This is a genomic window from Kitasatospora sp. NPDC004614 (assembly GCF_042873675.1).
Classification (GTDB): domain Bacteria; phylum Actinomycetota; class Actinomycetes; order Streptomycetales; family Streptomycetaceae; genus Kitasatospora.
On record NZ_JBIALR010000002.1, the window covers coordinates 811,988 to 832,359 of the forward strand.

The following is a 20,372-nucleotide window of genomic DNA, read 5'->3' on the forward strand; positions in this document are numbered from 1 at the left end:
ATCTCCCGGACCAGTGAATTGGCAGGTCAGCGGCAAGATGGAGGGCATACGAAGGCCACCGGAACGAGGCCCCCGAAAGGGGCGCGCGAAGGCCGGCGGCCGGATGGAGCGGAACTGGAGAACGCCTGGATCGTAGGGATCCGCCAAAAGCGGGATCAGGCCTTGGAGCCGTCGCCTTCCTCGGGACGTTCGCCCCTTCGGCGCAGCTCCTCTTCGCGGCGCCGCAGGTCGGCCTCCCACTGCTCCAGCAGCTGCTCGTGCTGCTGGTTGCCGCGGTTCAGCGAAGCCAGGAACTCCGGGTCGTCGTCCGGCGCGAGCGGGCGCCCGCGCTCCGGGAACCCGGCGGCCGGGCCGGACGGCCACGACCCCCGCCGCCGTCGGGCGGCGGCCCGGTCCTTGCCGGCCACCAGCCAGGCGATCGAGCCGACCAGCGGGAACAGCAGCACGATGATCACCCACACCACCTTCGGCAGGTGGCGTATCTCGTCCTCCGGGGTGGTCAGGCAGTCGATGAACGCCCACACCCACAGGGCCAGCAGTGCCACCGTGGGGACGACTCGCAGAAGCACAGCGCAGAACTCCGAACTACGTTCGAACAGGACCCTTGGCGGGCTCAGGTTAGCCCGTATCGGATACTGACAGGTATGGCATACGACGATCTCCGTTCCTTCCTCCGGGCCCTGGAACGCGACGGTGACCTGAAGCGGATCAAGGTGGAGGTCGACCCGTACTTGGAGGTCGGTGAGATCGTCGACCGGGTGCAGAAGGCCAAGGGCCCCGCGCTGCTCTTCGAGAACGTCAAGGGCTCGGCGATGCCGCTGGCCATGAACGTCTTCGGCACCGAGCGCCGGCTCTCCAAGGCCCTCGGCCTGAAGTCCCCCGACGACATCGCCGAGAAGATCGGCGGCCTGCTCAAGCCCGAACTGCCGCACGGCTTCACCGGCTTCCGCGAGGCCTTCGGCAAGCTCGCCTCGATGGCACACGTCCCGCCGAAGAACGTGAAGTCCGGCGACGCGCCCGTGCACGAGGTGGTGCTCACCGGCGACGACGTCGACCTTGAGCAGCTGCCCGCGCTGTTCACCTGGCCCGAGGACGGCGGCTCCTTCTTCAACCTCGGCCTGACCCACACCAAGGACCCGGACTCGGGCATCCGCAACCTCGGCCTGTACCGGCTGCAGCGGCACGACAAGCGCACCATCGGCATGCACTGGCAGATCCACAAGGACAGCCGCAACCACGCCGCGGTCGCCGCCAAGCGCGGCGAGAAGCTGCCCGTCGCGATCGCCTTCGGCTGCCCGCCCGCCGTCACCTACGCCGCCACCGCCCCGCTGCCCGGCGACATCGACGAGTACCTGTTCGCCGGCTTCGTCGCGGGCGAGCGGACCCGCATGGTCGACTGCAAGACCGTCCCGCTGCAGGTCCCGGCGGACGCCGAGGTCGTCCTCGAAGGCTGGCTGGAGCCCGGCGAGATGCTGCCCGAGGGCCCGTTCGGCGACCACACCGGCTTCTACACGCCGCAGGAGCCGTTCCCCGCGCTCACCATCGACTGCGTCACCATGCGCCGCCGCCCGATCCTGCAGTCCATCGTGGTCGGCCGCCCGCCGACCGAGGACGGCCCGCTCGGCAAGTTCACCGAGCGCTTCTTCCTGCCGCTGCTCAAGGTGATCATCCCGGACATCGTCGACTACGACCTGCCCGAGGCCGGCGGCTTCCACAACTGCGTGATCGTCTCGATCGACAAGAAGTACCCGAAGCACGCGCAGAAGGTCATGCACGCCATCTGGGGCGCCCACATGATGTCGCTGACCAAGCTGATCATCGTGGTGGACGCCGACTGCGACGTCCACGACTACCAGGAAGTCGCCTGGCGGGCCCTCGGCAACGTCGACTACAGCCGCGACCTGTCCGTCGTCGAAGGCCCCGTCGACCACCTCGACCACGCTTCCTACCAGCAGTTCTGGGGCGGCAAGGCCGGCATCGACGCCACCCGCAAGCTCCCCGAGGAGGGCTACACCCGCGACGGCGGCTGGCCCGAGATGGTCGCCTCCGACCCGGCGACCGCCGCCCGGGTCACCCGCCGCTGGAAGGAATACGGGCTGTGACCACCGCCGCCTTCGAAGCCCCGAAGAGCAGGACCAAGGCCTTCCTGCGCCTGGTCATGATCGAACACTCGATCTTCGCCCTGCCCTTCGCCTACATCGCCGCCCTCACCGCGATGTTCCTCGCCGACAAGTCCGTGCACTGGGGCCAGCTGCTGCTGGTCACCATCTGCATGGTCGGCCTGCGCACCTTCGCGATGGCCGCCAACCGGATCATCGACCGCGAGATCGACGCCCGGAACCCGCGCACCGCGAACCGCGAACTCGTCACCGGCGCCGTCTCGGTGCGCACCGCGTACATCGGCTCCGCCATCGCCCTGGTGGTCTTCCTCGGCTCCGCCGCCCTGCTCAACACCCTCTGCCTGGTGCTGGCCCCGGTCGCGGTGATCCCGATGGTGGTCTACCCCTACGGCAAGCGGTTCACCGACTTCCCGCAGGCCATCCTCGGCATCGCCCAGGCCATGGGCCCGGTCGGCGCCTGGCTCGCCGTCACCGGCAGCTGGTCCTGGGAGGCGGCCGTCCTCGGCCTCGCCGTCGGCATCTGGATCGGCGGCTTCGACCTCATCTACGCCTGCCAGGACGTCGCCGCCGACCGCGGCATGGGCGTCCGCTCCGTCCCCGCCCGGTTCGGCATCCCCGCCGCCATCAACGGCGCCCGGGTCTGCCACGCCCTCACCACCGCACTGCTGATCTGGTACGCCGTCCTCACCGACGCCGGCGCCTTCTTCTGGTGCGGCCTCGCCGTCGTCGCCGGCGCCTTCGTCTACGAGCACACCATCGTCAAGCCGCACGACCTGTCCCGCCTCAACCGGGCGTTCTTCCAGACCAACGGCTTCGTGGGCATCTCGCTGTTCGCCTTCGCCCTGATCGACCTGATCGCCCGGGGCCTCACCGTGTGAGGCTGCGAAACCAGGGGGAGCACAACCAGGGGGAGCATAACCAGGGAGAGCACAACCAGGGGCGCGGGGAACTGCGCGAAGCGGGAGGTGCCCGTCAGCAAGATCGCGACGCAGGGCAATGACTTGCACGTGCTCGCGACCTTCCGGACGGGCTTTGCGCTTGTCGCGCAGTTCCCGCTGATCGTCTGCGGTCGGCCCCCTTGATGAGCCATGCTGGAGCGAGAGACCGACGAGACCCGGACGGGGAGCGCACGATGATCGGCACACTGCAGTGCGTGGTGCTGGACTGCCACTACCCGGCGGGCCTGGCCCACTTCTACGCCGCGCTGCTCGGGGGCGAGGTCGACCGGCCCGATCCGCGCTGGTCGCTCCACGAGGAGTGGTCCACCGTCCACCTGCCGAACGGCCAGGTTCTCGGGTTCCAGCGGGTCGAGGACTACCGCCCGCCGATCTGGCCGGACCCGGGTCACCCGCAGCAGCTCCACCTGGACATCGAGGTCGAGGACGTCGCCGCCGTCGAGCAGCGGGTGGTGGAGCTCGGCGCCGAGGTCAAGGACCGGGAGGCGGGCTGGACGGTGTTCGTCGACCCGGCCGGGCACCCGTTCTGCCTGATCCCGCGCCGGGCCGGCTGACCGCCTCAGGCCAGCGTCAGCACGTCCCCGACCCGCAGCCGGCCGGGCCGGGAGACGGACGCCAGCGCGCCGAGCTCGGAGTCCCGCTCGTGCGCGACGGTCTTCAGGATCTCCGGCGCGTGCGGCAGCCCGGGCTGCGGCGCCCCGACCATCACGCACCGCACGCTGGCCCGGACGAACGCCAGCCGCGCCCCGCCCTTCACCCGGCCCTCCCGGCCGTACCAGGCGTCCTCGGTGAACGGGGGCGTCGCGGGCGGGGTGCGCAGCAGCACGTTCGGCCGGAACCGGCGCTCGTCCACCACCGCGGACGGTACCGCCGCGGCCACCCAGTCCAGGGTGGCGGTGGTCAGCACGCTCACCGGCAGTTCGTCGAAGTGCGAGACGGCGTCCTCGCGGGCCAGGGCGACGTCCTCCTGCTCCAGGTAGGCGCGCAGGAAGGCGTCCGGGTCCGGGACCGGCATGCCCAGCGGGTCGAACAGCTCTGGGCCGTCGATCCGGCCGCCCAGCCGGGAGCTGAGCCGCAGCAGACCGTCCATCCGCCGGAACCGGCGGGTGCTCTTGCCCGACCCGAACTTCCCGGCGCCGTCGCGCACCGCGTAGAGGCGGTCGCCGACCAGGCCGCGTTCTTCCACCTCGACGGAGTCGAGCAACTCGCCGCCCGTGGATTTCACGGGGTAGCGCCACAAGCGCTCGACCACACCGACGATCTGAGGCATGGCGGGAGCCTAGCGGCGCCACGCCAAGGTGGTCTAGACCAAGTCGCGGACGGCGGCGGCCCGTCAGCCGATTCGCGCCACCGCCCGCACCGGCGCCCCGTCCGCCGCCGTCAACCGCAACGGGAACAGCGACACCTCCACCGGCACCCCCGCCGCCTGCGCCTCCAGCAGCAACGACAGGTCCGTCAGGTTCTCCGCGATCACCCCACCGCCCTCCGGCCCCAACAGCACCCGGTGCGCCGCCAGCGTCGGCAACTCCGGCGCCGGATCGTGCTCGTCCTTCAATTCGGCCAGCAGGCTCGCCACTTCGGGATCGGACGGCCCCGGATCGGGCGTCGGATCCACCGACAGCGCGTCCACCCCGACGGTGCGCACACCCGCCGCGACAATCGCCGCCGCGGCCTCCTCGGACAGGTACGGATGCGCGAAGTACCGGTCCGTCCCCCAGTACTTGGGCCACCCCGTCGCCAACAGCAGCACCGTGCCCGGCCCTGAGACCGCGAGCGCCGCCGCCAAGTGCTCCGCCGTCACCTCCCCGCGGGCCGGCAACCCGCGCAGATCCACCACCACCGCGGGCCCTGTGAACAGCTCCAACGGCAACCCGTCCAACGTCGGCCACCGCACATCCAGGTGATACGGCGCATCCACGTGCGTCCCCGTCTGCGACCCCAGATGCACCGCCAGCACATTCACCCCCTCCACCCCGGCCGTCAACGCCGCCCGCAACTCCACCCCGGGATCCCCCGGATACACCGGCATCCCGGACACCACCGGATGCGTCAAATCCACCAACACGGCTGCCATGTACACATTCTGAACCCAAGAGGCGCGCCACCAGGGGCGCGGGGAACTGCGCGAAGGGGAACGCACCCGTCGGAAAGATCGCGATGCGGGGCAATGACCTGCCCGTGGACGCGACAATGGCGGTATGAGCAACACCCGTCGCCCTTGGGTCGTAGGCGTCTCCGGCGCCAGCGGCACCCCCTACGCCGCGTCCGTGATCCGTGCGCTGCTGGATGCCGGCGAGTCCGTCGACCTGATCGTGAGCCGGGCCGCCCGGCTGACCATCCTGGACGAGACCGGCATCTCGTTCCGGGACGCGCACTGGAAGGCCGATCTCGCGCAGTGGCTGGGCCGGGACGAGAAGGAGCTGGACGACGTCCGGTACTGGCCCGCAGGGGACTTCGCGGCCGGCCCGTCCTCCGGCTCGTACCCGGCGAAGGGCATGCTGGTCGTCCCGGCCACCACCGGCGCGGCGGCCGGCATCGCGCTGGGGCTGTCCAAGGACCTACTCCAGCGCACCGCCTCGGTCACGCTCAAGGAGCGCCGCCCGCTGGTGATCTGCCTGCGCGAGACGCCGCTCACCGGCTCCACCCTGCAGCACCTGGTGACCCTCGACGCGCAGGGCGCGGTCGTGCTGCCGGCCTCGCCGGGCTTCTACGCGGGGGGCTCGACCGCCCAGGAGCTGGTGGATTTCGTGGCCGGCCGGGTGCTGGACGCGGTGGGCGTGCGGCACTCCCTGTACCGGCGCTGGACGGGCAGCCTCGGCGAAGCGGGCAGCACTCCCGGACGTTCCCAGGAAACCGGGCCGCGCCGGGGCGAGTGAGCGGCCGCGCTACGGGAGAGTATGTTCTCTGGGATACCCCGGTCGATCGGCGCTCGGCGCCTTGGAATCCAGAAAATGATCTGTGGTTCTGGAGTGGTTCGGAAGGACGCGGCAGGTAATGGACTCTGTGGACAGGCAGCTCATTCAGGCACTTCGTGAGAACGGCCGTGCCTCGTACGCCGAGCTGGGCCGTCTGGTGGGCCTCTCCGGGCCGAGCGTGACGGACCGGATCAACCGCCTTGAGCAGGCGGGCGTGATCACCGGGTACCGGGCGACGGTCAACCCGGCCACCCTGGGCTACGGCGTGACGGCGCTGATCGGTCTTCAACTGACCGACGCCGCCGACCACGACGACGTCTCGCACCGGCTGAAGGACCTCCCGGAGGTGGAGGACTGCTGGTTCATCGCGGGTGACGACTCGTACATGCTGAAGGTCCGGGTGCCGGACGTGGAGGGCCTGGAGTCGGTGGTCAAGCGGCTGTCGGGCACCAAGGGGGTGGCGCGCACCCGGACCACGGTGGTGCTCTCCACCAAGTGGGAGAACAGGGTCAGCGAACTGCCGCTGCACCTCGCCGAGTAGGGTCGCCACCTCACACCCCGTCAACTCCCGAGGATGGCCCCGGATGTCCCTGGTCGATCTGGAAGACCTGCGCGCCGCCCAACGCCGGATCGCCGGTGCGGCGGTCCGCACCCCGCTGCTGCCCTGCCCGTGGGCGGAGCAGCCGGACGGGCGCCGGCTGTGGATCAAGCCGGAGAGTCTCCAGCCGACCGGGGCGTTCAAGGTCCGCGGGGCGTTCAACCGGCTGGCGGCGCTGACCGAGGAGGAGCGCTCCCGGGGCGTGGTGGCGCAGTCCAGCGGCAACCACGCCCAGGCGGTGGCCTACGCGGCGCGGCGGCTCGGCATCAAGGCGGTCATCGTGATGCCGGACACCTCGCCCGCCGTGAAGATCGAGAACACCCGTGCGTTCGGCGCCGAGGTGCTGGTCGTCCCGGCCGAGCAGCGTGACACGCTCCCGCCGCGGCTGGTCGCCGAGCACGGCTACGTGTGGGTGCCGCCGTACGACGACCCGTACATCGTGGCGGGCCAGGGCACGGTCGGCCTGGAGATCGCCGAGGACGCCCCGGACGACCTGGACACGGTGCTGGTGCCGGTCTCCGGCGGCGGCCTGATCTCCGGGACGGCTGCGGCGCTGAAGCTGGCCTGCCCGGGCGTGCGGGTGATCGGCGTGGAGCCGGAGCTCGCGGCGGACGCGCAGGAGAGCCTGCGCAAGGGCATCCGCACCGCCTGGCCGATGGCCGACACCTACCGCACCATCGCGGACGGCCTGCGCACTCCGTCGGTGGGCGTGCTCCCGTTCGAGCACCTCACCGCGTACGTGGACGACATCGTCACCGTCTCCGAGCAGGAGATCAAGGACACCGTCGCACTGCTGGCCCGCCGCGGCCGGCTGGTCGCCGAGCCGTCCGGCGCGGTCGCCCCGGCCGCGTACTTCCACCGCGCGGACGAGCTCGGCGGCCGGGTGTTCGCGGCCGTCCTGAGCGGCGGCAACCTGGACCCCGCCCTGCTGGCCGAACTGCTGGCGGCCTAGGCGTAGTCTCGACTGGCAACGAACCGAAGGACCGAGGAGGCGGAGCGCCGCATGGACGCAGGGCTCAAGCGCGAGCTGGAGGCGAAGGTCTACGCCGGTGAGCGGCTGACCCGCGAGGACGGGATCGCGCTCTACGAGAGCGACGACCTGGCCTGGCTGGGCGGCCTGGCGCACCACGTGCGGACGCAGAAGAACGGCGACGTCGTCCACTTCAACGTCAACCGTCACCTCAACATGACCAACGTGTGCAGCGCCTCCTGCGCGTACTGCTCGTTCCAGCGCAAGCCGGGCGAGAAGGACGCGTACACGATGCGCATCGAGGAGGCCGTCCGGCTCGCCAAGGCGATGGAGTCGGAGTCCCTCACCGAGCTGCACATCGTCAACGGCCTGCACCCGACCCTGCCGTGGCGCTACTACCCGCGCTCGCTGAAGGAGCTGAAGGCCGCGCTGCCGAACGTCTCGCTGAAGGCGTTCACCGCGACCGAGATCCACTGGTTCGAGCGGATCAGCGGCCTGACGGCCAGCGAGATCCTGGACGAGCTGATCGAGGCCGGCCTGGAGTCGCTGACCGGCGGCGGCGCGGAGATCTTCGACTGGGAGGTCCGCCAGCACATCGTCGACCACGAAACCCACTGGGAGGACTGGTCGCGGATCCACCGCCTGGCGCACGAAAAGGGCCTCAAGACCCCGGCCACCATGCTGTACGGCCACATCGAGGAGCCCCGCCACCGGGTCGACCACGTGCTGCGGCTGCGTGAACTGCAGGACGAGACCGGCGGTTTCCAGGTCTTCATCCCGCTGCGCTACCAGCACGACTTCCACGACTCCAAGGACGGCAAGGTCCGCAACCGTCTGATGGACCGCACCGAGATGGCCACCGGCGCCGAGGCGCTGAAGACCTTCGCGGTGTCCCGCCTGCTGTTCGACAACGTCCCGCACGTCAAGGTGTTCTGGGTGATGCACGGCGTCACCACCGCGCAGCTGGCGCTCAGCCACGGCGCGGACGACATGGACGGCTCGGTGGTCGAGTACAAGATCACCCACGACGCGGACAACTTCGGCACCCCGAACAAGCTGGGCCGCGACGACCTGCTCCAGCTGATCCGGGACGCCGGCTTCCGCCCGGTCGAGCGCAACACCCGCTACGAGATCATCCGCGAGTACGACGGGCCGGACCTGCTGCGCCGGGAGACCCCGCAGGCGATGCGCCTCTGACTTTCGCTCGGCCACGCGCCCGGCGGCCGGTCTCCGGCCGCCGGGCGCAGCTGTTTTTCCAGGGGGCGCGCGGGACGGCCGTGCACCACCCAAAGTGCCTCTCACCACCGGAGAAGCCTCGCCGGACGCGTATGCTCACAGGCTCATCACACAGCCCGGGTTCCACCGCGTCCCCCGGGTCTGGGAGGATCGACGGCATGTCCGGTTCCCATCGTTCCGCCTCGCACCGCCGCTCGGCCCCCGCGCCGGCCCCCCGGAGCGAGGGAGAGCAGCCCCAGGGCCGAGCCGGGAGCCGCCGCCGGCGCAAGCCGAAGCCGCGCCGCGCCGCCAAGCTCACCGTCGGCACCGCGACCCTGCTGGCCCTGACGGCCGGCTGGTTCACCATCGGCCCGGGCCGGTCCTTCCAGGGCGAGACCGCCAGCGCCGCCCCGGACCGCGAGCCCGAGACCGCCCCGATGAAGGCCGCCGACTCCCACACCGAGCCCCCGGCCGCCGACCGCTCCTCCCGCGACAAGATCACCAGCATCCCGGGCCTGGGCGCCGACTGGATGGCCAAGATCCCCGCCGAGACCCGCCAGCTGGTGGTCGCCAGCGGCAAGGGCAAGGACTCCTCCGACAACACCGTCACGCTGTGGACCCGCGGCGACGACGGCGGCTGGCAGGCCGGCGAGTCCTGGCCCGCCCACAACGCCCTCAAGGGTTGGACCACCAACCACCGCTCCGGCGACCTGCACAGCCCGATCGGCCTGTACTCGCTCTCCGACGCCGGCGGCCGCAAGGCCAACCCGGGCTCCAAGATGCCGTACGACGAGAACGCCAAGTTCGTGATGCCCGGCCGCGGCTTCAACAACGAACCGCTGGCCGGCTCCTTCGACTACGTGGTCGCGATCAACTACAACCGGGTGGTCGGCGCCTCCCCGCTCGACGGCCGCTTCCCGGAGGGCGCGGCCAAGGGCGGCGGCATCTGGCTGCACCTCGACCACGGCGGCCCCACCCACGGCTGCATCTCGCTGACCGAGGACCACATGGTCGACCTGCTCAAGGCCCTCGACCCGGCCATGCACCCGATGATCGCCATGGGCGACGCCGAGTCGCTGGCGGCCTGACCTGTTCCGATTGTGAAGGCCCTACAGCATCCGGCGCCCGATCCTGTGCCAGGGCGTTACCGCCCGACTGGCCGGTAACCCGGTTGAGTGGCAGTATGACCGCCTCCCGCATCGTGGCGCTGGGCCACTGCCAGCCGCCGAAGATCCTCACCAACGACGATCTCTCGGCGATGGTCGACACCGACGACCAGTGGATCCGGAGCCGGGTCGGCATCCGTACCCGGCACATCGCCGAGGGCGAGACCCTGGTCGACCTCGCCGCGGAAGCCGCCCAGAAGGCCCTGGCCCGCGCGGGAGTGACCCCCGACCAGATCGACCTGGTCGCCGTCGCCACCTGCACCGCCGTCGAACGCAGCCCCAACACCGCCGCCGCGGTCGCCGCCCGGCTCGGCATCCCCACGCCCGCCGCCTACGACATCAACACCGTCTGCTCGGGCTTCTCGTACGCCCTGGCCACCGCCGACCACGCGATCCGGGCCGGCGCCGCCACCCGCGCGCTGGTGATCGGCGCCGAGCGGATGTCCGACATCGTGGACTGGACCGACCGCACCACCTGCGTGATCTTCGCGGACGGCGCGGGCGCCGCCGTCCTGGAGGCCGTCCCCGACGAGCAGACCGGCATCGGCCCGGTGGTGTGGGGCTCCGAGCCGGAGAAGGGCGAGGCGGTGGTGATCAGCGGCTGGCAGCCGATCATCAGCCAGCAGGGCCAGACCGTCTTCCGCTGGGCCACCACCCAGGTCGCCCCGCTGGCCCGCCGGGCCTGCGAGAAGGCCGGCCTGGACCCGTCCGAGCTGCGCGGCTTCGTCGCCCACCAGGCCAACCTGCGGATCATCGACGCGATCGCCGGGAAGCTCGGCCTGGCCGAGGACGCCGTGGTCGCCCGCGACGTGGTCGAATCCGGCAACACCTCCGCCGCTTCCATCCCGCTCGCGCTGTCCAAGCTGGTCGAGCGCGGCGAGCTGCACAGCGGCGACCCGGTGCTGCTGTTCGGCTTCGGCGGCGGCCTGGCCTACGCGGGCCAGGTGGTGCGCTGCCCCTGACCCGGGAGCGCCACGGACAAGGCGCAGGGGCGGTCGGGAAACCTTTCTCCCGACCGCCCCTGCGCTTCGTTGTTGGTGCGGATGACACCCCTGCGGTACGTCGGCGAACCTCCCCCGAGGACACGGCCGCGTCCGACGCACCCCGGACAGGAACCGGGGCGGGCGTCACTGGACTGGACTGAGTGTTACTTCGGCGGCTTCTTTCCGGTGACTCCGAGGTACACCTGGAGCGCCAGGCTGGGCTTGAGGTCCTTGACCTTCACGCCCCACGAGGTGAACGCCTTCGAGTGCTCCGCGGCCCCGGCCAGCAACGTCACCAGGGCGCCGGCGATAGCCGACCCGTCGACCGTCTTGTCGGTCTTGCCCTGGGTGTTGCGAACCGCTTCGGCGAGCGGAGCCGCCACCGAGTTGAGGACCTTCATGCGGATCTTGAAGAACCGCTTGTCCCCTTCTGCGGCACCGAGTGTGATCACTCGGAGAATGGCGTCATTCTTGCGCCAGAAGGCGAGGAATCCGTCCACCAGTTCTTCGGAAGTGGTGAAGCCGGTCTTTCCCGCCCAGGACTTTCCATCGACGAGCTCTTTGAGCCCGGCGCTGTCCTCGGCCATTTCCTCGGCGATCTCAAGGACTGCGCCCTCGACATCCGGGAAGTACTGGTAGAAGGTCGCGGGGGAGGTACCCGCCATACGGGCGACGTCGATGACCTTGACGTCACGGTACGGCGACGTGCTGAGCATCTCGCGGAGGCAGTCGAGCAGCTTCTGCCGCGTCTCCTGTCCGCGCCGCCCGGCGACGCGACCGTCGACGGTGCGAACTTGTCCTGTCATGCCGTCAGCTTACCGTGGCACGATCTTGGCGCGATTCGGTAGTGCGACTATTAGTCCGCCCGTGCGGAGAATCAACGACTTTTCAGCGTGTGTTGTTGCCCCCCCGTGCACTGATGACCTCACAGCGTGACGACAAGTCAGCAGTGAAGGGTTCGGTGGGGGCCGCGGGACCGCCCGGCGTCCGGCCGGCCGCTCTACCACCCCGGGGGACACGGGCGGGGGAGATTGGCTCCAGGACGGCGGGCATTGGAGAATCGGGGGCGCGCCACCGCCGGGGGGCGTTGGCTGAAGGGGAGGTGGCTGCGGAGTGGACCAGCTGACGGCGCACGATCCGAGGCGGATCGGGCCCTTCGAGGTGCTGGCCCGGCTCGGCGCGGGCGGCATGGGTCTGGTGTACCTGGCCCGGTCGGCCTCGGGTCGCCGGGTGGCCATCAAGACCGTCCGCAGCGAACTGGCCGAGGACAACCTGTTCCGGGTCCGCTTCGCCCGCGAGATCGCCGCCGCGAAAACGGTCGGCGGCTTCTACACCGCCGCCGTGGTGGACGCCGACGCCGACGCGGCGGTGCCGTGGCTGGCCACCGCGTACGTGCCCGCGCCCTCGCTGGAGGACCTGGTCAACGACTGCGGGCCGCTGCCCGCCGACGCGGTGCGCTGGCTGACCGCCGGCATCGCCGAGGCGCTGCAGTCCATCCACGCCGCCGGGCTGGTGCACCGCGACCTCAAGCCGTCCAACGTGCTGGTGGTCGAGGACGGGCCGCGGGTGATCGACTTCGGGATCGCCGCCGGGGTCTCCAGCACCCGGCTCACCATGACCAACGTCGCGGTCGGCACCCCCGCCTACATGTCGCCCGAGCAGGCCCGCGACAGCCGCAGCGTCACCGGCGCCAGCGACGTGTTCTCGCTCGGCTCGCTGGTGGTGTTCTGCGCCACCGGGCACCCGCCGTACCGGGGCACCAACCCGGTCGAGACGGTGTTCCAGCTGCTGCGCGACCAGCCCGACCTGTCCGGGCTGCCGGCCGAACTGGTCGACCTGGTGCGGGCCTGCATGCGGCCCGCGCCCGAGCACCGGCCGACGCCCGCCCAGATCCAGGCCGAACTGGCCCCGCACCTGTTCTCCCGGGCCGACGCTTCCGGCGAGGCCGGGGACTGGCTGCCGCCCGCCGCGCTCGACCTGATCGAGGCCAAGCGCAGCAGCCGCCGCCCCGTCAGCCAGCCGCCGCAGCCGCCGCAGCCCCAGCCGGTCCCTGTGCCGCCGCAGCCGCTGGCCCCGCCGATGCCCGTCGCGCCGGTCGGGCCGCCGTCCGAGGAGGTGGCCACCGAGCGGGTGCGGCCGCACCAGCGGTCGGTGGCCAGCGTTCCCGGCGGCGACGGCGAGGTCCGGCTGGCCGGCGCGCACGTGCCGATAGGCCCCGGGCCGCGGGTGGAGCCGGTCGCGCCGTCCGCCGCCCCGGTCGGCACCGACTGGGTGCGCCGCACCCCCGCGCCGGCCGCCCCGCCGCAGCCGCCCGCCGCCCGCTGGCGGCCCTGGCGGTTCCGGATGTCCAACGACGTCTGGGGCACCCCCGTGGTCGCCGACGGGACGCTGTTCGTCTCCAGCTTCGAGGTGCACGCCCTGGACATCCGCTCCGGCGAGCGCCGCTGGAAGACCCGCGACGTGGCCTGGGCCCTGGCCGTGGACGGCGGCCGGCTGCACGCCGCCGACGGGCCGCACCTGTACACCGTGGACTCCGCCGACGGCACCGAACGCTGGCGCAGCTCGCTGGACGGCTGGGTCTACTCGCTGGACGCCGCCGACGGCGTGCTGTGCTGCGGCATCCGCGGCGGCGGGGTACAGCTGCGCTCGGCCGCCAGCGGCGCCGAACTGTGGCGCGCCGACGACGCCCAGCAGGAGTACGAGAACCCGCAGTCCGGCCCGGCGCTGATCGCCGGCTCCGCCTACTACCAGGGCGCCGGCCGGCTGCACTGCGTGGACCCGCGCGGCAGCGGCGTGCGCTGGGCGTTCCCGGTCAGCGGCAAGGTCCCGGCCCGGCCGGTGGAGCGGGCCGGCGTGCTGTACCTGACGTCCGGCCAGCGGGTGCACGCGCTGGACGCCGCCACCGGCGCCGAGCGCTGGCGGTTCGACGCCCCTGTGGTGCTGTTCACCCCGCCCGCGGTGGACGACCGGGCGGTGTACGTCGCCGACTACCTCGGCACCCTGTACGCGCTGGACGCCGCCACCGGGCACGGCCTGTGGCGGGCCGCCACCACCTCCCGGCAGGGCGCCGAACCCGCCGTGGTCGCCGACGGCACGGTGCTGCTGGGCTCCGGCGACACCCTGTTCGCCTTCGACAGCGCCACCGGCCAGGAACGCTGGCGCTACGCCGCCCGCGCCGACCTGGTCGGCTCCCCGGCGGTCGCCGACGGCCTGGTCCACCTGGGCAGCCGCGACCACTCGCTGCACACCCTGGAACTCGCCACCGGCCGCCTGCGCTGGGAACTCGGCACCAAGGGCGAACTGACCGGCTCCCCGGTCGCCGTCGACGGCCGGGTCTTCGTCGGCTCCAAGGACCGCTGCGTGTACGCGCTGGACTCGTTCTACGGCACGGCCGTCCCGCACTGACGTCCGGTTCTCTTCGCCGAAGGGGCGGCTACCGGTCAAGTCTTGGCATACCCTCCCCCGAATCGGTCCTCCCGGCGAACTGATACGACGACGGCCCCGGACCAGTGCGGTCCGGGGCCGTCGTGGTCGGCGGCTACGGGTGGCGGTGCTGCCAGCCGGCCCAGGCGGAGGCGACCATGGCGCGGACGTCGTGGCGGGCGGTCCAGCCGAGTTCGCGGTGGATCAACTCTGCGGAGGCCACCACCCGGGCCGGGTCGCCGGCGCGGCGGGCGGTCACCTCGGGGGCGGTGTCGAGGCCGGTGACCTCGGCGATCTCGGCGAGCATCTCGCGGACGGAGACGCCGTGCCCGGTGCCGATGTTGAGGGTCAGCCGGACCTGCTCGCCGGACTCGGGGGCGCTCAGCCGGCGGACGGCGGCGACGTGCGCGGAGGCGACGTCCGAGACGTGGATGTAGTCGCGGACGCAGGTGCCGTCGGGGGTCGGGTAGTCGTCCCCGAAGATCAGCGGGGGCAGCCCGGCGGTGAGGCGCTGGAAGGCCAGCGGCACCAGGTTGGCCGCGCCCGGGTCGGACAGCTCGGGGAGGGCCGCGCCCGCCACGTTGAAGTAGCGCAGCGACACCGCGGACAGGCCGTACGCGTCGGCGCAGGCGTTCAGCAGCCACTCGCCGGCCAGCTTGGTCTCGCCGTACGGGTTCATCGGCGCGCACGGCGTGGACTCGGTGACCAGGTCGACGTCCGGCATGCCGTAGACGGCGGCGGAGGAGGACAGCACCACCCGGCGCACGCCCGCGTCGACCGCGGCGGCCAGCACGACCCGCAGGCCCTCCACGTTCTCGTGGTAGTAGCGCAGCGGCTGGGCGACCGACTCGCCGACCTGCTTGCGGGCCGCCAGGTGCAGCACGCCTCGGACGCCGTGTTCGGTGAGGACGCGGTCCAGCAGCGGGCGGTCCAGCGTGGAGCCCGTCACCAGGGGGACGCCGGGGGGCAGGTGGGAGGCCGCGCCGGTGCTCAGGTCGTCCAGGACGACCACGGACTCGCCGGCCGCGACCAGCTCCCGTACGACATGACCGCCGATGTAGCCGGCCCCGCCCGTGATCAACCAGGTCATGGCCCGATCCTAGACGGCCGCTTTCCGGGTGGTGGCTGGAGTGTCTGGGCGGCTATTCGGACATATCGCTGAAATGCTGACAAAGTTCTGTCTCGCGACCGGAGGTGGCAGTCGTGCGCCCGAAGAAGGAACCGACCCGCCCGCTTCCGGCCGGCCCCCGGCCCACCGGGCCCAGGCTGTGGCTCGGTCCGGCGGCGCTGACCGCGGCGGCGCTGCTGGTCACCGGCTGCTCCAGCGCCCACAAGGGTTCCGGATCCAACTCGGCGGCCGGCGCCACCACGACCGCTCCCGCCCCGTCCGCCAGCAACCAGACGGAGCAGGACTACCAGCAGGTGATCAACCAGGTGCTGCCCTCGGTGGTGCAGATCACCGCGGGTGACAGCCTCGGCTCCGGGATCGTCTTCGACGACAAGGGCGACATCGTCACCAACGCGCACGTGATCGGCACCGCGCAGACCTTCACCGTGACGCTGGCCAACAGCACCAAGCCGCTGAACGCCACCCTGGTGGGCAGCTACCCGCAGTCCGACCTCGCGGTGATCAAGCTCAGCAGCCCGCCCGGTGGGCTCAAGCCCGCCACCTTCGCGGACAGCGCGAAGGTGGCGGTCGGCCAGATCACGCTGGCCATGGGCAGCCCGCTGGGTCTGTCCAGCAGCGTCACCCAGGGCATCGTCTCGGCGGTCGGGCGGACCGTCAGCGAGCCGTCGAGCTCCGGCTCGCCCGGCGCCACCATCGGCAACATGGTGCAGACCTCGGCCGCGATCAACCCCGGCAACAGCGGCGGCGCGCTCGTCAACCTCTCCAGCCAGGTGATCGGGATCAACACGCTGACCGCGGTGGACCCGGAGCTGGGCAACTCGGCAGCGCCCGGCATCGGCTTCGCCATCCCCGCCGTCACCGTGACCAGCATCGCCAGTCAGCTGATCGCCAGCGGCACCGTCACCAACTCCGGGCGGGCCGCGCTCGGGGTGACCGTCCGCCCCTTCTTCAACGCGAACTTCCAGCCCGCCGGGGCGGTGATCGTCTCGGTGACCTCCGGCGGACCGGCCGACTCCGCGGGGCTGCAGGCGGGCGACGTGATCACGAAGATCAATGACACCGCGATCACCACCCCCGCCGCGCTGACCAGCGCGCTGGCCTCGTTCTCCCCGGGTGACAAGGTCACCGTCGGCTACCAGCGCAACGGGCAGAACCAGACCGCGGACGTCACCCTCGGGACGCTCTAGCCCCGCCCGCTCGGGCCCGGGGTGCCGCACCGCGCAAGGGAGGCGGCACCCCGGGCCCGTCCACGACCGGATCGGACCGTCAGCTCCGGCCGGCCCGGGTGCGCCAGGGGAGTTCGACCGTCACCGAGGTCGGGCCGGCGGCCGGGCTGTCCACCACGAACACGCCGTCCACCGACTCGGCGCGCTCGGCCAGGCCGGCCAGGCCGCCGCCGGGCCGGATCTCGGCGCCGCCCTTGCCGTCGTCCTGCACCGTCAGCATCAGCCGGTCCTCCTGGCGCCAGAGATCCACCGTGGCGGAGCGGGCGCCGGAGTGCTTGGAAGCGTTGGTGAGCAGCTCGCTGACGGTGAAGTAGGCGATGCCCTCGACCGCCGAGTCGGGGCGCTCCCCGCCCAGTTCGACCTGGACCTTGACGCCGCCCGGCAGCGTGCAGCGGGCCGCCACCGAGGACAGCGCGGCATCCAGACCGCGGTCAGTCAGCACCGCCGGGTGGATGCCCCGGGCGAGATCGCGCAGCTCTTGCAGGGCCAGCTTCACCTCGCCGTGCGCCGCGTCGACCATCTTCTGCGCGGCCACCGGATCCTCCGACAGCTTCTCCTTGGCCAGGCCGAGATCCATCGCCAGCGCCACCAGCCGGGCCTGCGCGCCGTCGTGCAGATCCCGCTCGATGCGGCGCAGATCGGCGGCGGCGTGGTCGACCACCGTGCCCCGGTCGTCCTCCAGCTTGTGGACCCGCTCCTCCAGCGCGCCCGGCGACAGCAGACCCTCCACCAGCAGCCGGGAGACCCACGCCAGCCCCCGCATCCCCCACGGCAGCACCGGCCAGCCGACGGTCAACAGCACCACCGTCAGCGTGAAGCCGAGGATGCCCCAGGGCAGCATCAGCAGGCAGTACAGCGCGCAGCGCCAGCTCAGCCCGTCCGAGAGCGAGGCTATGACCCAGCCCGCCGTGCCGGGACGGGAGACCACCAGCGGCCCCGGCTCGGCGACCCGGCTGCCCAGCGCGGCCCGGGCCCGGACCCGGCCCAGCCGGCCGAACAGACGGCAGCACGTCAGCCCGAAGGCCAGCAGCGGCAGCCCGATCACCGTCACCGCCAGGCCGACGCCCGTCCACAGCAGCGTCACCATCACCGTGAACGCGGCGATGCCGACCGGGAGGTTCAGCAACTCGTGCTGGACCTGTTGCCACAGCTGCGGCCCGTACAACGACGGGCGCTTCGCCTTGTCCTCCATGTCGGCGCCCTCTCCCTGGTGTTCGCCGGTCTCTTGACGATCACCAGCATCCCGGTTGCGGACAGCCGGCCGCCATGGTGCTGCACTCCGTCTTCGTCCGGGGGTTATCCCCACCCCCCGTGCTGAACCCCGCTCCCGACGGGCCGACAAGCGGAATTCCACCGGGCGTCCACCGGACGTCTTGCAGAACGGGCAGATGGGGGAGTAGACGAGCGGTGCACATAGACTCCCGCGATAGCGATGGTTATGGACGGGCAAAGAAGAAGGGCGTAATCCATGGAGTGGCAGCCGCTCGCTGCCGACCCCGCCGCCGGCAGCGGTTACTTCGACGCCTACGCGGCGATCGGCCTGCTGGCGGTCATCGGCGTCCTCTTCGTCATGGTGGCTTTCACCGCCAACCGCCTGCTGCGACCGGTGGTCGACACCCCGGAGAAACTGCTCGCCTACGAGTGCGGCGTCGATCCGGTCGGCGAGGGCTGGGCGCACACCCAGATCCGCTACTACGTCTACGCCTTCCTGTACGTGATCTTCGCAGTCGACGCGATCTACCTGTTCCCGTGGGCCACGGTGTTCGCCGCCGCCGGCTTCGGGGCGGTCACGCTGGTGGAGATGTTCGTCTTCATCGGCTTCCTCGCGGTCGGACTGCTCTACGCCTGGAAGAAGGGCGTTCTGGAATGGACGTGACGCACGCGCACGGGACGCCCGCCGACGGGCCGGTCCCGCTCGGCATCCCCGACCCGGCCAACCCCGGCGCCGCCGTCGAGCAGCGCCGCCTCGGCCCGCTCGCCCGGCTCGCCCCGGATCCGGTCAAGGTGGTGCTCAACTGGGGCCGCCGCTACAGCCTCTGGTGCTTCAACTTCGGACTCGCCTGCTGCGCGATCGAGTTCATCGCCGCGTCCATGGCCAAGCACGACTTCATCCGGATGGGTGTCATCCCGTTCGCGCCCGGCCCCCGGCAGGCCGACCTGATGATCGTCTCGGGCACCGTCACCGACAAGATGGCCCCCGCCGTCAAGCGCCTGTACGAGCAGATGCCCGAACCGAAGTACGTCATCTCCTTCGGCGCCTGCGCCAACTCCGGCGGCCCCTACTGGGACTCCTACTCCGTCACCAAGGGCGTCGACCAGATCATCCCCGTCGACGTCTACGTGCCCGGCTGCCCGCCCCGGCCCGAGGCGCTGCTCCAGGGCATCCTCAAGCTCCAGGAGAAGATCGCCGCCGAGGACATCCCGCAGCGCTACGCCGCACCCGCCGCGGCGCTGCGCCGCCCGCTCAAGGCTGCGCCCGCCACGACGGGGGAGGGGCAGCAGTGACCGAGACCCCTGACGTCCCTGCCGTTCCGACCCCCGCCGAGCGCATCGCCGCCGCGATCGGACCGTGGGCGACCGCCGCCGAGGCGTACGACCTGCTCACCGTCACCGTTCCCGCCGAGCACTGGATCGAGGCACTCACCGCCGCCCGCGACGGCCTCGGCCTGACGTTCCTGGACTGGCTGAGCGCCGTCGACGAACTCGCCGAGGGCTTCGCGGTCTGCGCCCACCTGGCCGCCGTTGGCGAGCCCGGCAGCGTGCGCCGACTGCTGCTGCGCACCCGGGTGCCGCGCGACAAGGCAGTGCTGCCGACCGCCGTCGGGGTGTACGCCGGCGCCGCCTGGCACGAGCGGGAGACCCGGGAGATGTTCGGCATCGAATTCCCCGGCCACCCCTACCCGGCCACCCTGCTGCTGCCGGACGGCTTCGAGGGCCACCCGCTGCGCAAGGACTTCGTGCTGGCCGCCCGGGTCGCCAAGGACTGGCCCGGCGCCAAGGAACCCGGAGAGTCCGACCACGGCGGCGGCCCCGCCCGCCGCAAGATGCTGCCGCCCGGCGTCCCCGACCCGAACGAGTGGGGCCCGCTCAAGGGCACCCTGCCGCCCGTCGCCGAACGCCCCGCGCGCGCCGCACGGGCCGGCGCCGGAGCCGGCGTCGACCGTCCGCGCCGCACCCGCAGCGTGGGGGAGGGCTCCGCCAGCCAGGCGGCGCCGGCCCCGGGCACGCCCGCCGCCGCCGACGCGCCGCCGGTGCGCGCCGACCGTCCGCGCCGCAGCCGCAGCGTCGGCGAGGGTTCGGTCAGCCAGGCCGCCGATTCGGCTGCGCCCGCCGCCGAGCCGCCGTCGACTCCCGAGGCCCCGCGCCGCACCGCCCGGACCCAGTCGTCCGACGCCCCGTGGCACGCGCCCGTGCCGGCCCACGACGAGTCCGCGAAGCCTGCGGCCGCGAAGCCTGCGGCCGCGAAGCCTGAGCCCGCGAAGCCTGAGCCCGCGAAGCCCGCCGAGGTGCAGCCGGAGGCCGTGCAGGCCGAGCCTGTGGCCGCTGAGCCTGCGAAGCCTGGGGCCGTGGAGTCCGGGGGCGAGGAGGCGAAGTCCGTGCAGGCCGAGCCTGCGGCGACCGGGCCCGCGAAGCCTGCGGCTGTGCAGCCCGGGCCCGCGAGGTCCGCCGAC

General features: G+C 72.0%; 20 protein-coding genes. 14 read left to right on the plus strand and 6 right to left on the minus strand.

Annotated elements, in window-relative coordinates:
- Positions 1–155: 155 nt before the first annotated feature.
- The gene (locus ACFYST_RS09345) at positions 156–569 is read right to left on the minus strand and encodes a PLD nuclease N-terminal domain-containing protein (RefSeq protein WP_387644258.1); all 414 of its coding nucleotides are present in this window, start codon (positions 567–569) and stop codon (positions 156–158) included.
- A gap of 75 nt (positions 570–644) precedes the next feature.
- On the opposite strand from ACFYST_RS09345, the gene ACFYST_RS09350 reads away from it, so the two are divergent.
- The 3 genes from ACFYST_RS09350 to ACFYST_RS09360 all read left to right on the plus strand — a co-directional run bounded on the left by ACFYST_RS09350 (position 645) and on the right by ACFYST_RS09360 (position 3,630).
- Positions 645–2,102, plus strand: coding sequence for a menaquinone biosynthesis decarboxylase (locus ACFYST_RS09350; protein ID WP_387644261.1), 1,458 nt, complete (start codon positions 645–647; stop codon positions 2,100–2,102).
- Positions 2,099–2,998 (plus strand): menaquinone biosynthesis prenyltransferase MqnP, encoded by a 900-nt coding sequence (mqnP, locus tag ACFYST_RS09355; protein WP_387861074.1) that lies wholly within the window; start codon positions 2,099–2,101, stop codon positions 2,996–2,998. Before ACFYST_RS09350 ends, mqnP begins: the two co-directional genes overlap by 4 nt.
- A gap of 254 nt (positions 2,999–3,252) precedes the next feature.
- Positions 3,253–3,630: a VOC family protein gene (locus ACFYST_RS09360; protein WP_387861076.1), complete on the plus strand. Its 378-nt coding sequence runs from the start codon at positions 3,253–3,255 to the stop codon at positions 3,628–3,630.
- Positions 3,631–3,635: 5 nt separating this feature from the next.
- On the opposite strand, the gene ACFYST_RS09365 is transcribed toward ACFYST_RS09360, so the two are convergent.
- Both ACFYST_RS09365 and ACFYST_RS09370 read right to left on the minus strand, forming a co-directional pair.
- Positions 3,636–4,346 carry an MOSC domain-containing protein gene (locus ACFYST_RS09365; RefSeq protein WP_387861078.1) on the minus strand — a complete coding sequence of 237 codons (711 nt, stop codon included), beginning with the start codon at positions 4,344–4,346 and terminating at the stop codon, positions 3,636–3,638.
- Positions 4,347–4,409: 63 nt separating this feature from the next.
- On the minus strand, positions 4,410–5,150 hold the full coding sequence (locus ACFYST_RS09370; protein WP_387644272.1) for a cyclase family protein: 741 nt from the start codon (positions 5,148–5,150) through the stop codon (positions 4,410–4,412).
- Positions 5,151–5,274: 124 nt separating this feature from the next.
- On the opposite strand from ACFYST_RS09370, the gene ACFYST_RS09375 reads away from it, so the two are divergent.
- The 6 genes from ACFYST_RS09375 (at position 5,275) to ACFYST_RS09400 (ending at position 10,902) form a co-directional block, all read left to right on the plus strand.
- The gene (locus tag ACFYST_RS09375; protein ID WP_387644275.1) at positions 5,275–5,952 is read left to right on the plus strand and encodes a UbiX family flavin prenyltransferase; all 678 of its coding nucleotides are present in this window, start codon (positions 5,275–5,277) and stop codon (positions 5,950–5,952) included.
- Positions 5,953–6,070: 118 nt separating this feature from the next.
- Positions 6,071–6,532: an Lrp/AsnC family transcriptional regulator gene (locus ACFYST_RS09380; RefSeq protein ID WP_030462120.1), complete on the plus strand. Its 462-nt coding sequence runs from the start codon at positions 6,071–6,073 to the stop codon at positions 6,530–6,532.
- Positions 6,533–6,575: 43 nt separating this feature from the next.
- A complete protein-coding gene (locus ACFYST_RS09385; RefSeq protein WP_387644278.1) occupies positions 6,576–7,541 on the plus strand; it encodes a threonine/serine dehydratase in 966 nt (321 codons plus the stop codon).
- A gap of 51 nt (positions 7,542–7,592) precedes the next feature.
- A complete protein-coding gene (gene mqnE / locus ACFYST_RS09390) occupies positions 7,593–8,756 on the plus strand; it encodes an aminofutalosine synthase MqnE (RefSeq protein WP_387644281.1) in 1,164 nt (387 codons plus the stop codon).
- Between the two features lie 197 nt (positions 8,757–8,953).
- The gene (locus ACFYST_RS09395) at positions 8,954–9,862 is read left to right on the plus strand and encodes a L,D-transpeptidase family protein (protein ID WP_387861080.1); all 909 of its coding nucleotides are present in this window, start codon (positions 8,954–8,956) and stop codon (positions 9,860–9,862) included.
- Between the two features lie 95 nt (positions 9,863–9,957).
- Complete coding sequence (locus ACFYST_RS09400; RefSeq protein WP_387861081.1) at positions 9,958–10,902, plus strand: beta-ketoacyl-ACP synthase III; 945 nt, start codon at positions 9,958–9,960, stop codon at positions 10,900–10,902.
- Between the two features lie 185 nt (positions 10,903–11,087).
- Here ACFYST_RS09400 and ACFYST_RS09405 read toward each other — a convergent pair whose 3' ends face one another.
- Entirely contained in the window at positions 11,088–11,729 is a 642-nt protein-coding gene (locus ACFYST_RS09405; protein ID WP_387644289.1) for a TetR family transcriptional regulator, read from the minus strand.
- A gap of 307 nt (positions 11,730–12,036) precedes the next feature.
- Between ACFYST_RS09405 and ACFYST_RS09410 the strand changes: the two genes are divergently transcribed.
- Positions 12,037–14,328 carry a PQQ-binding-like beta-propeller repeat protein gene (locus tag ACFYST_RS09410; RefSeq protein WP_387861083.1) on the plus strand — a complete coding sequence of 764 codons (2,292 nt, stop codon included), beginning with the start codon at positions 12,037–12,039 and terminating at the stop codon, positions 14,326–14,328.
- Positions 14,329–14,461: 133 nt separating this feature from the next.
- On the opposite strand, the gene galE is transcribed toward ACFYST_RS09410, so the two are convergent.
- Entirely contained in the window at positions 14,462–15,436 is a 975-nt protein-coding gene (gene galE, locus ACFYST_RS09415; RefSeq protein ID WP_387644295.1) for a UDP-glucose 4-epimerase GalE, read from the minus strand.
- Between the two features lie 113 nt (positions 15,437–15,549).
- On the opposite strand from galE, the gene ACFYST_RS09420 reads away from it, so the two are divergent.
- Positions 15,550–16,662, plus strand: coding sequence for a S1C family serine protease (locus tag ACFYST_RS09420; RefSeq protein ID WP_387861084.1), 1,113 nt, complete (start codon positions 15,550–15,552; stop codon positions 16,660–16,662).
- 79 nt (positions 16,663–16,741) lie between these two features.
- Here ACFYST_RS09420 and ACFYST_RS09425 read toward each other — a convergent pair whose 3' ends face one another.
- Complete coding sequence (locus ACFYST_RS09425) at positions 16,742–17,893, minus strand: sensor histidine kinase (RefSeq protein WP_387861086.1); 1,152 nt, start codon at positions 17,891–17,893, stop codon at positions 16,742–16,744.
- A gap of 276 nt (positions 17,894–18,169) precedes the next feature.
- On the opposite strand from ACFYST_RS09425, the gene ACFYST_RS09430 reads away from it, so the two are divergent.
- From ACFYST_RS09430 to ACFYST_RS09440, 3 genes are all read left to right on the plus strand, one after another.
- A complete protein-coding gene (locus ACFYST_RS09430) occupies positions 18,170–18,577 on the plus strand; it encodes an NADH-quinone oxidoreductase subunit A (RefSeq protein WP_387644303.1) in 408 nt (135 codons plus the stop codon).
- A complete protein-coding gene (locus ACFYST_RS09435; RefSeq protein WP_387644306.1) occupies positions 18,568–19,206 on the plus strand; it encodes an NADH-quinone oxidoreductase subunit B in 639 nt (212 codons plus the stop codon). The genes ACFYST_RS09430 and ACFYST_RS09435 overlap by 10 nt, the downstream gene beginning before the upstream one ends.
- Positions 19,203–20,372: NADH-quinone oxidoreductase subunit C (locus ACFYST_RS09440; protein ID WP_387861087.1), on the plus strand; the 1,170-nt coding region annotated here is incomplete at its 3' end. The genes ACFYST_RS09435 and ACFYST_RS09440, both read left to right, overlap by 4 nt.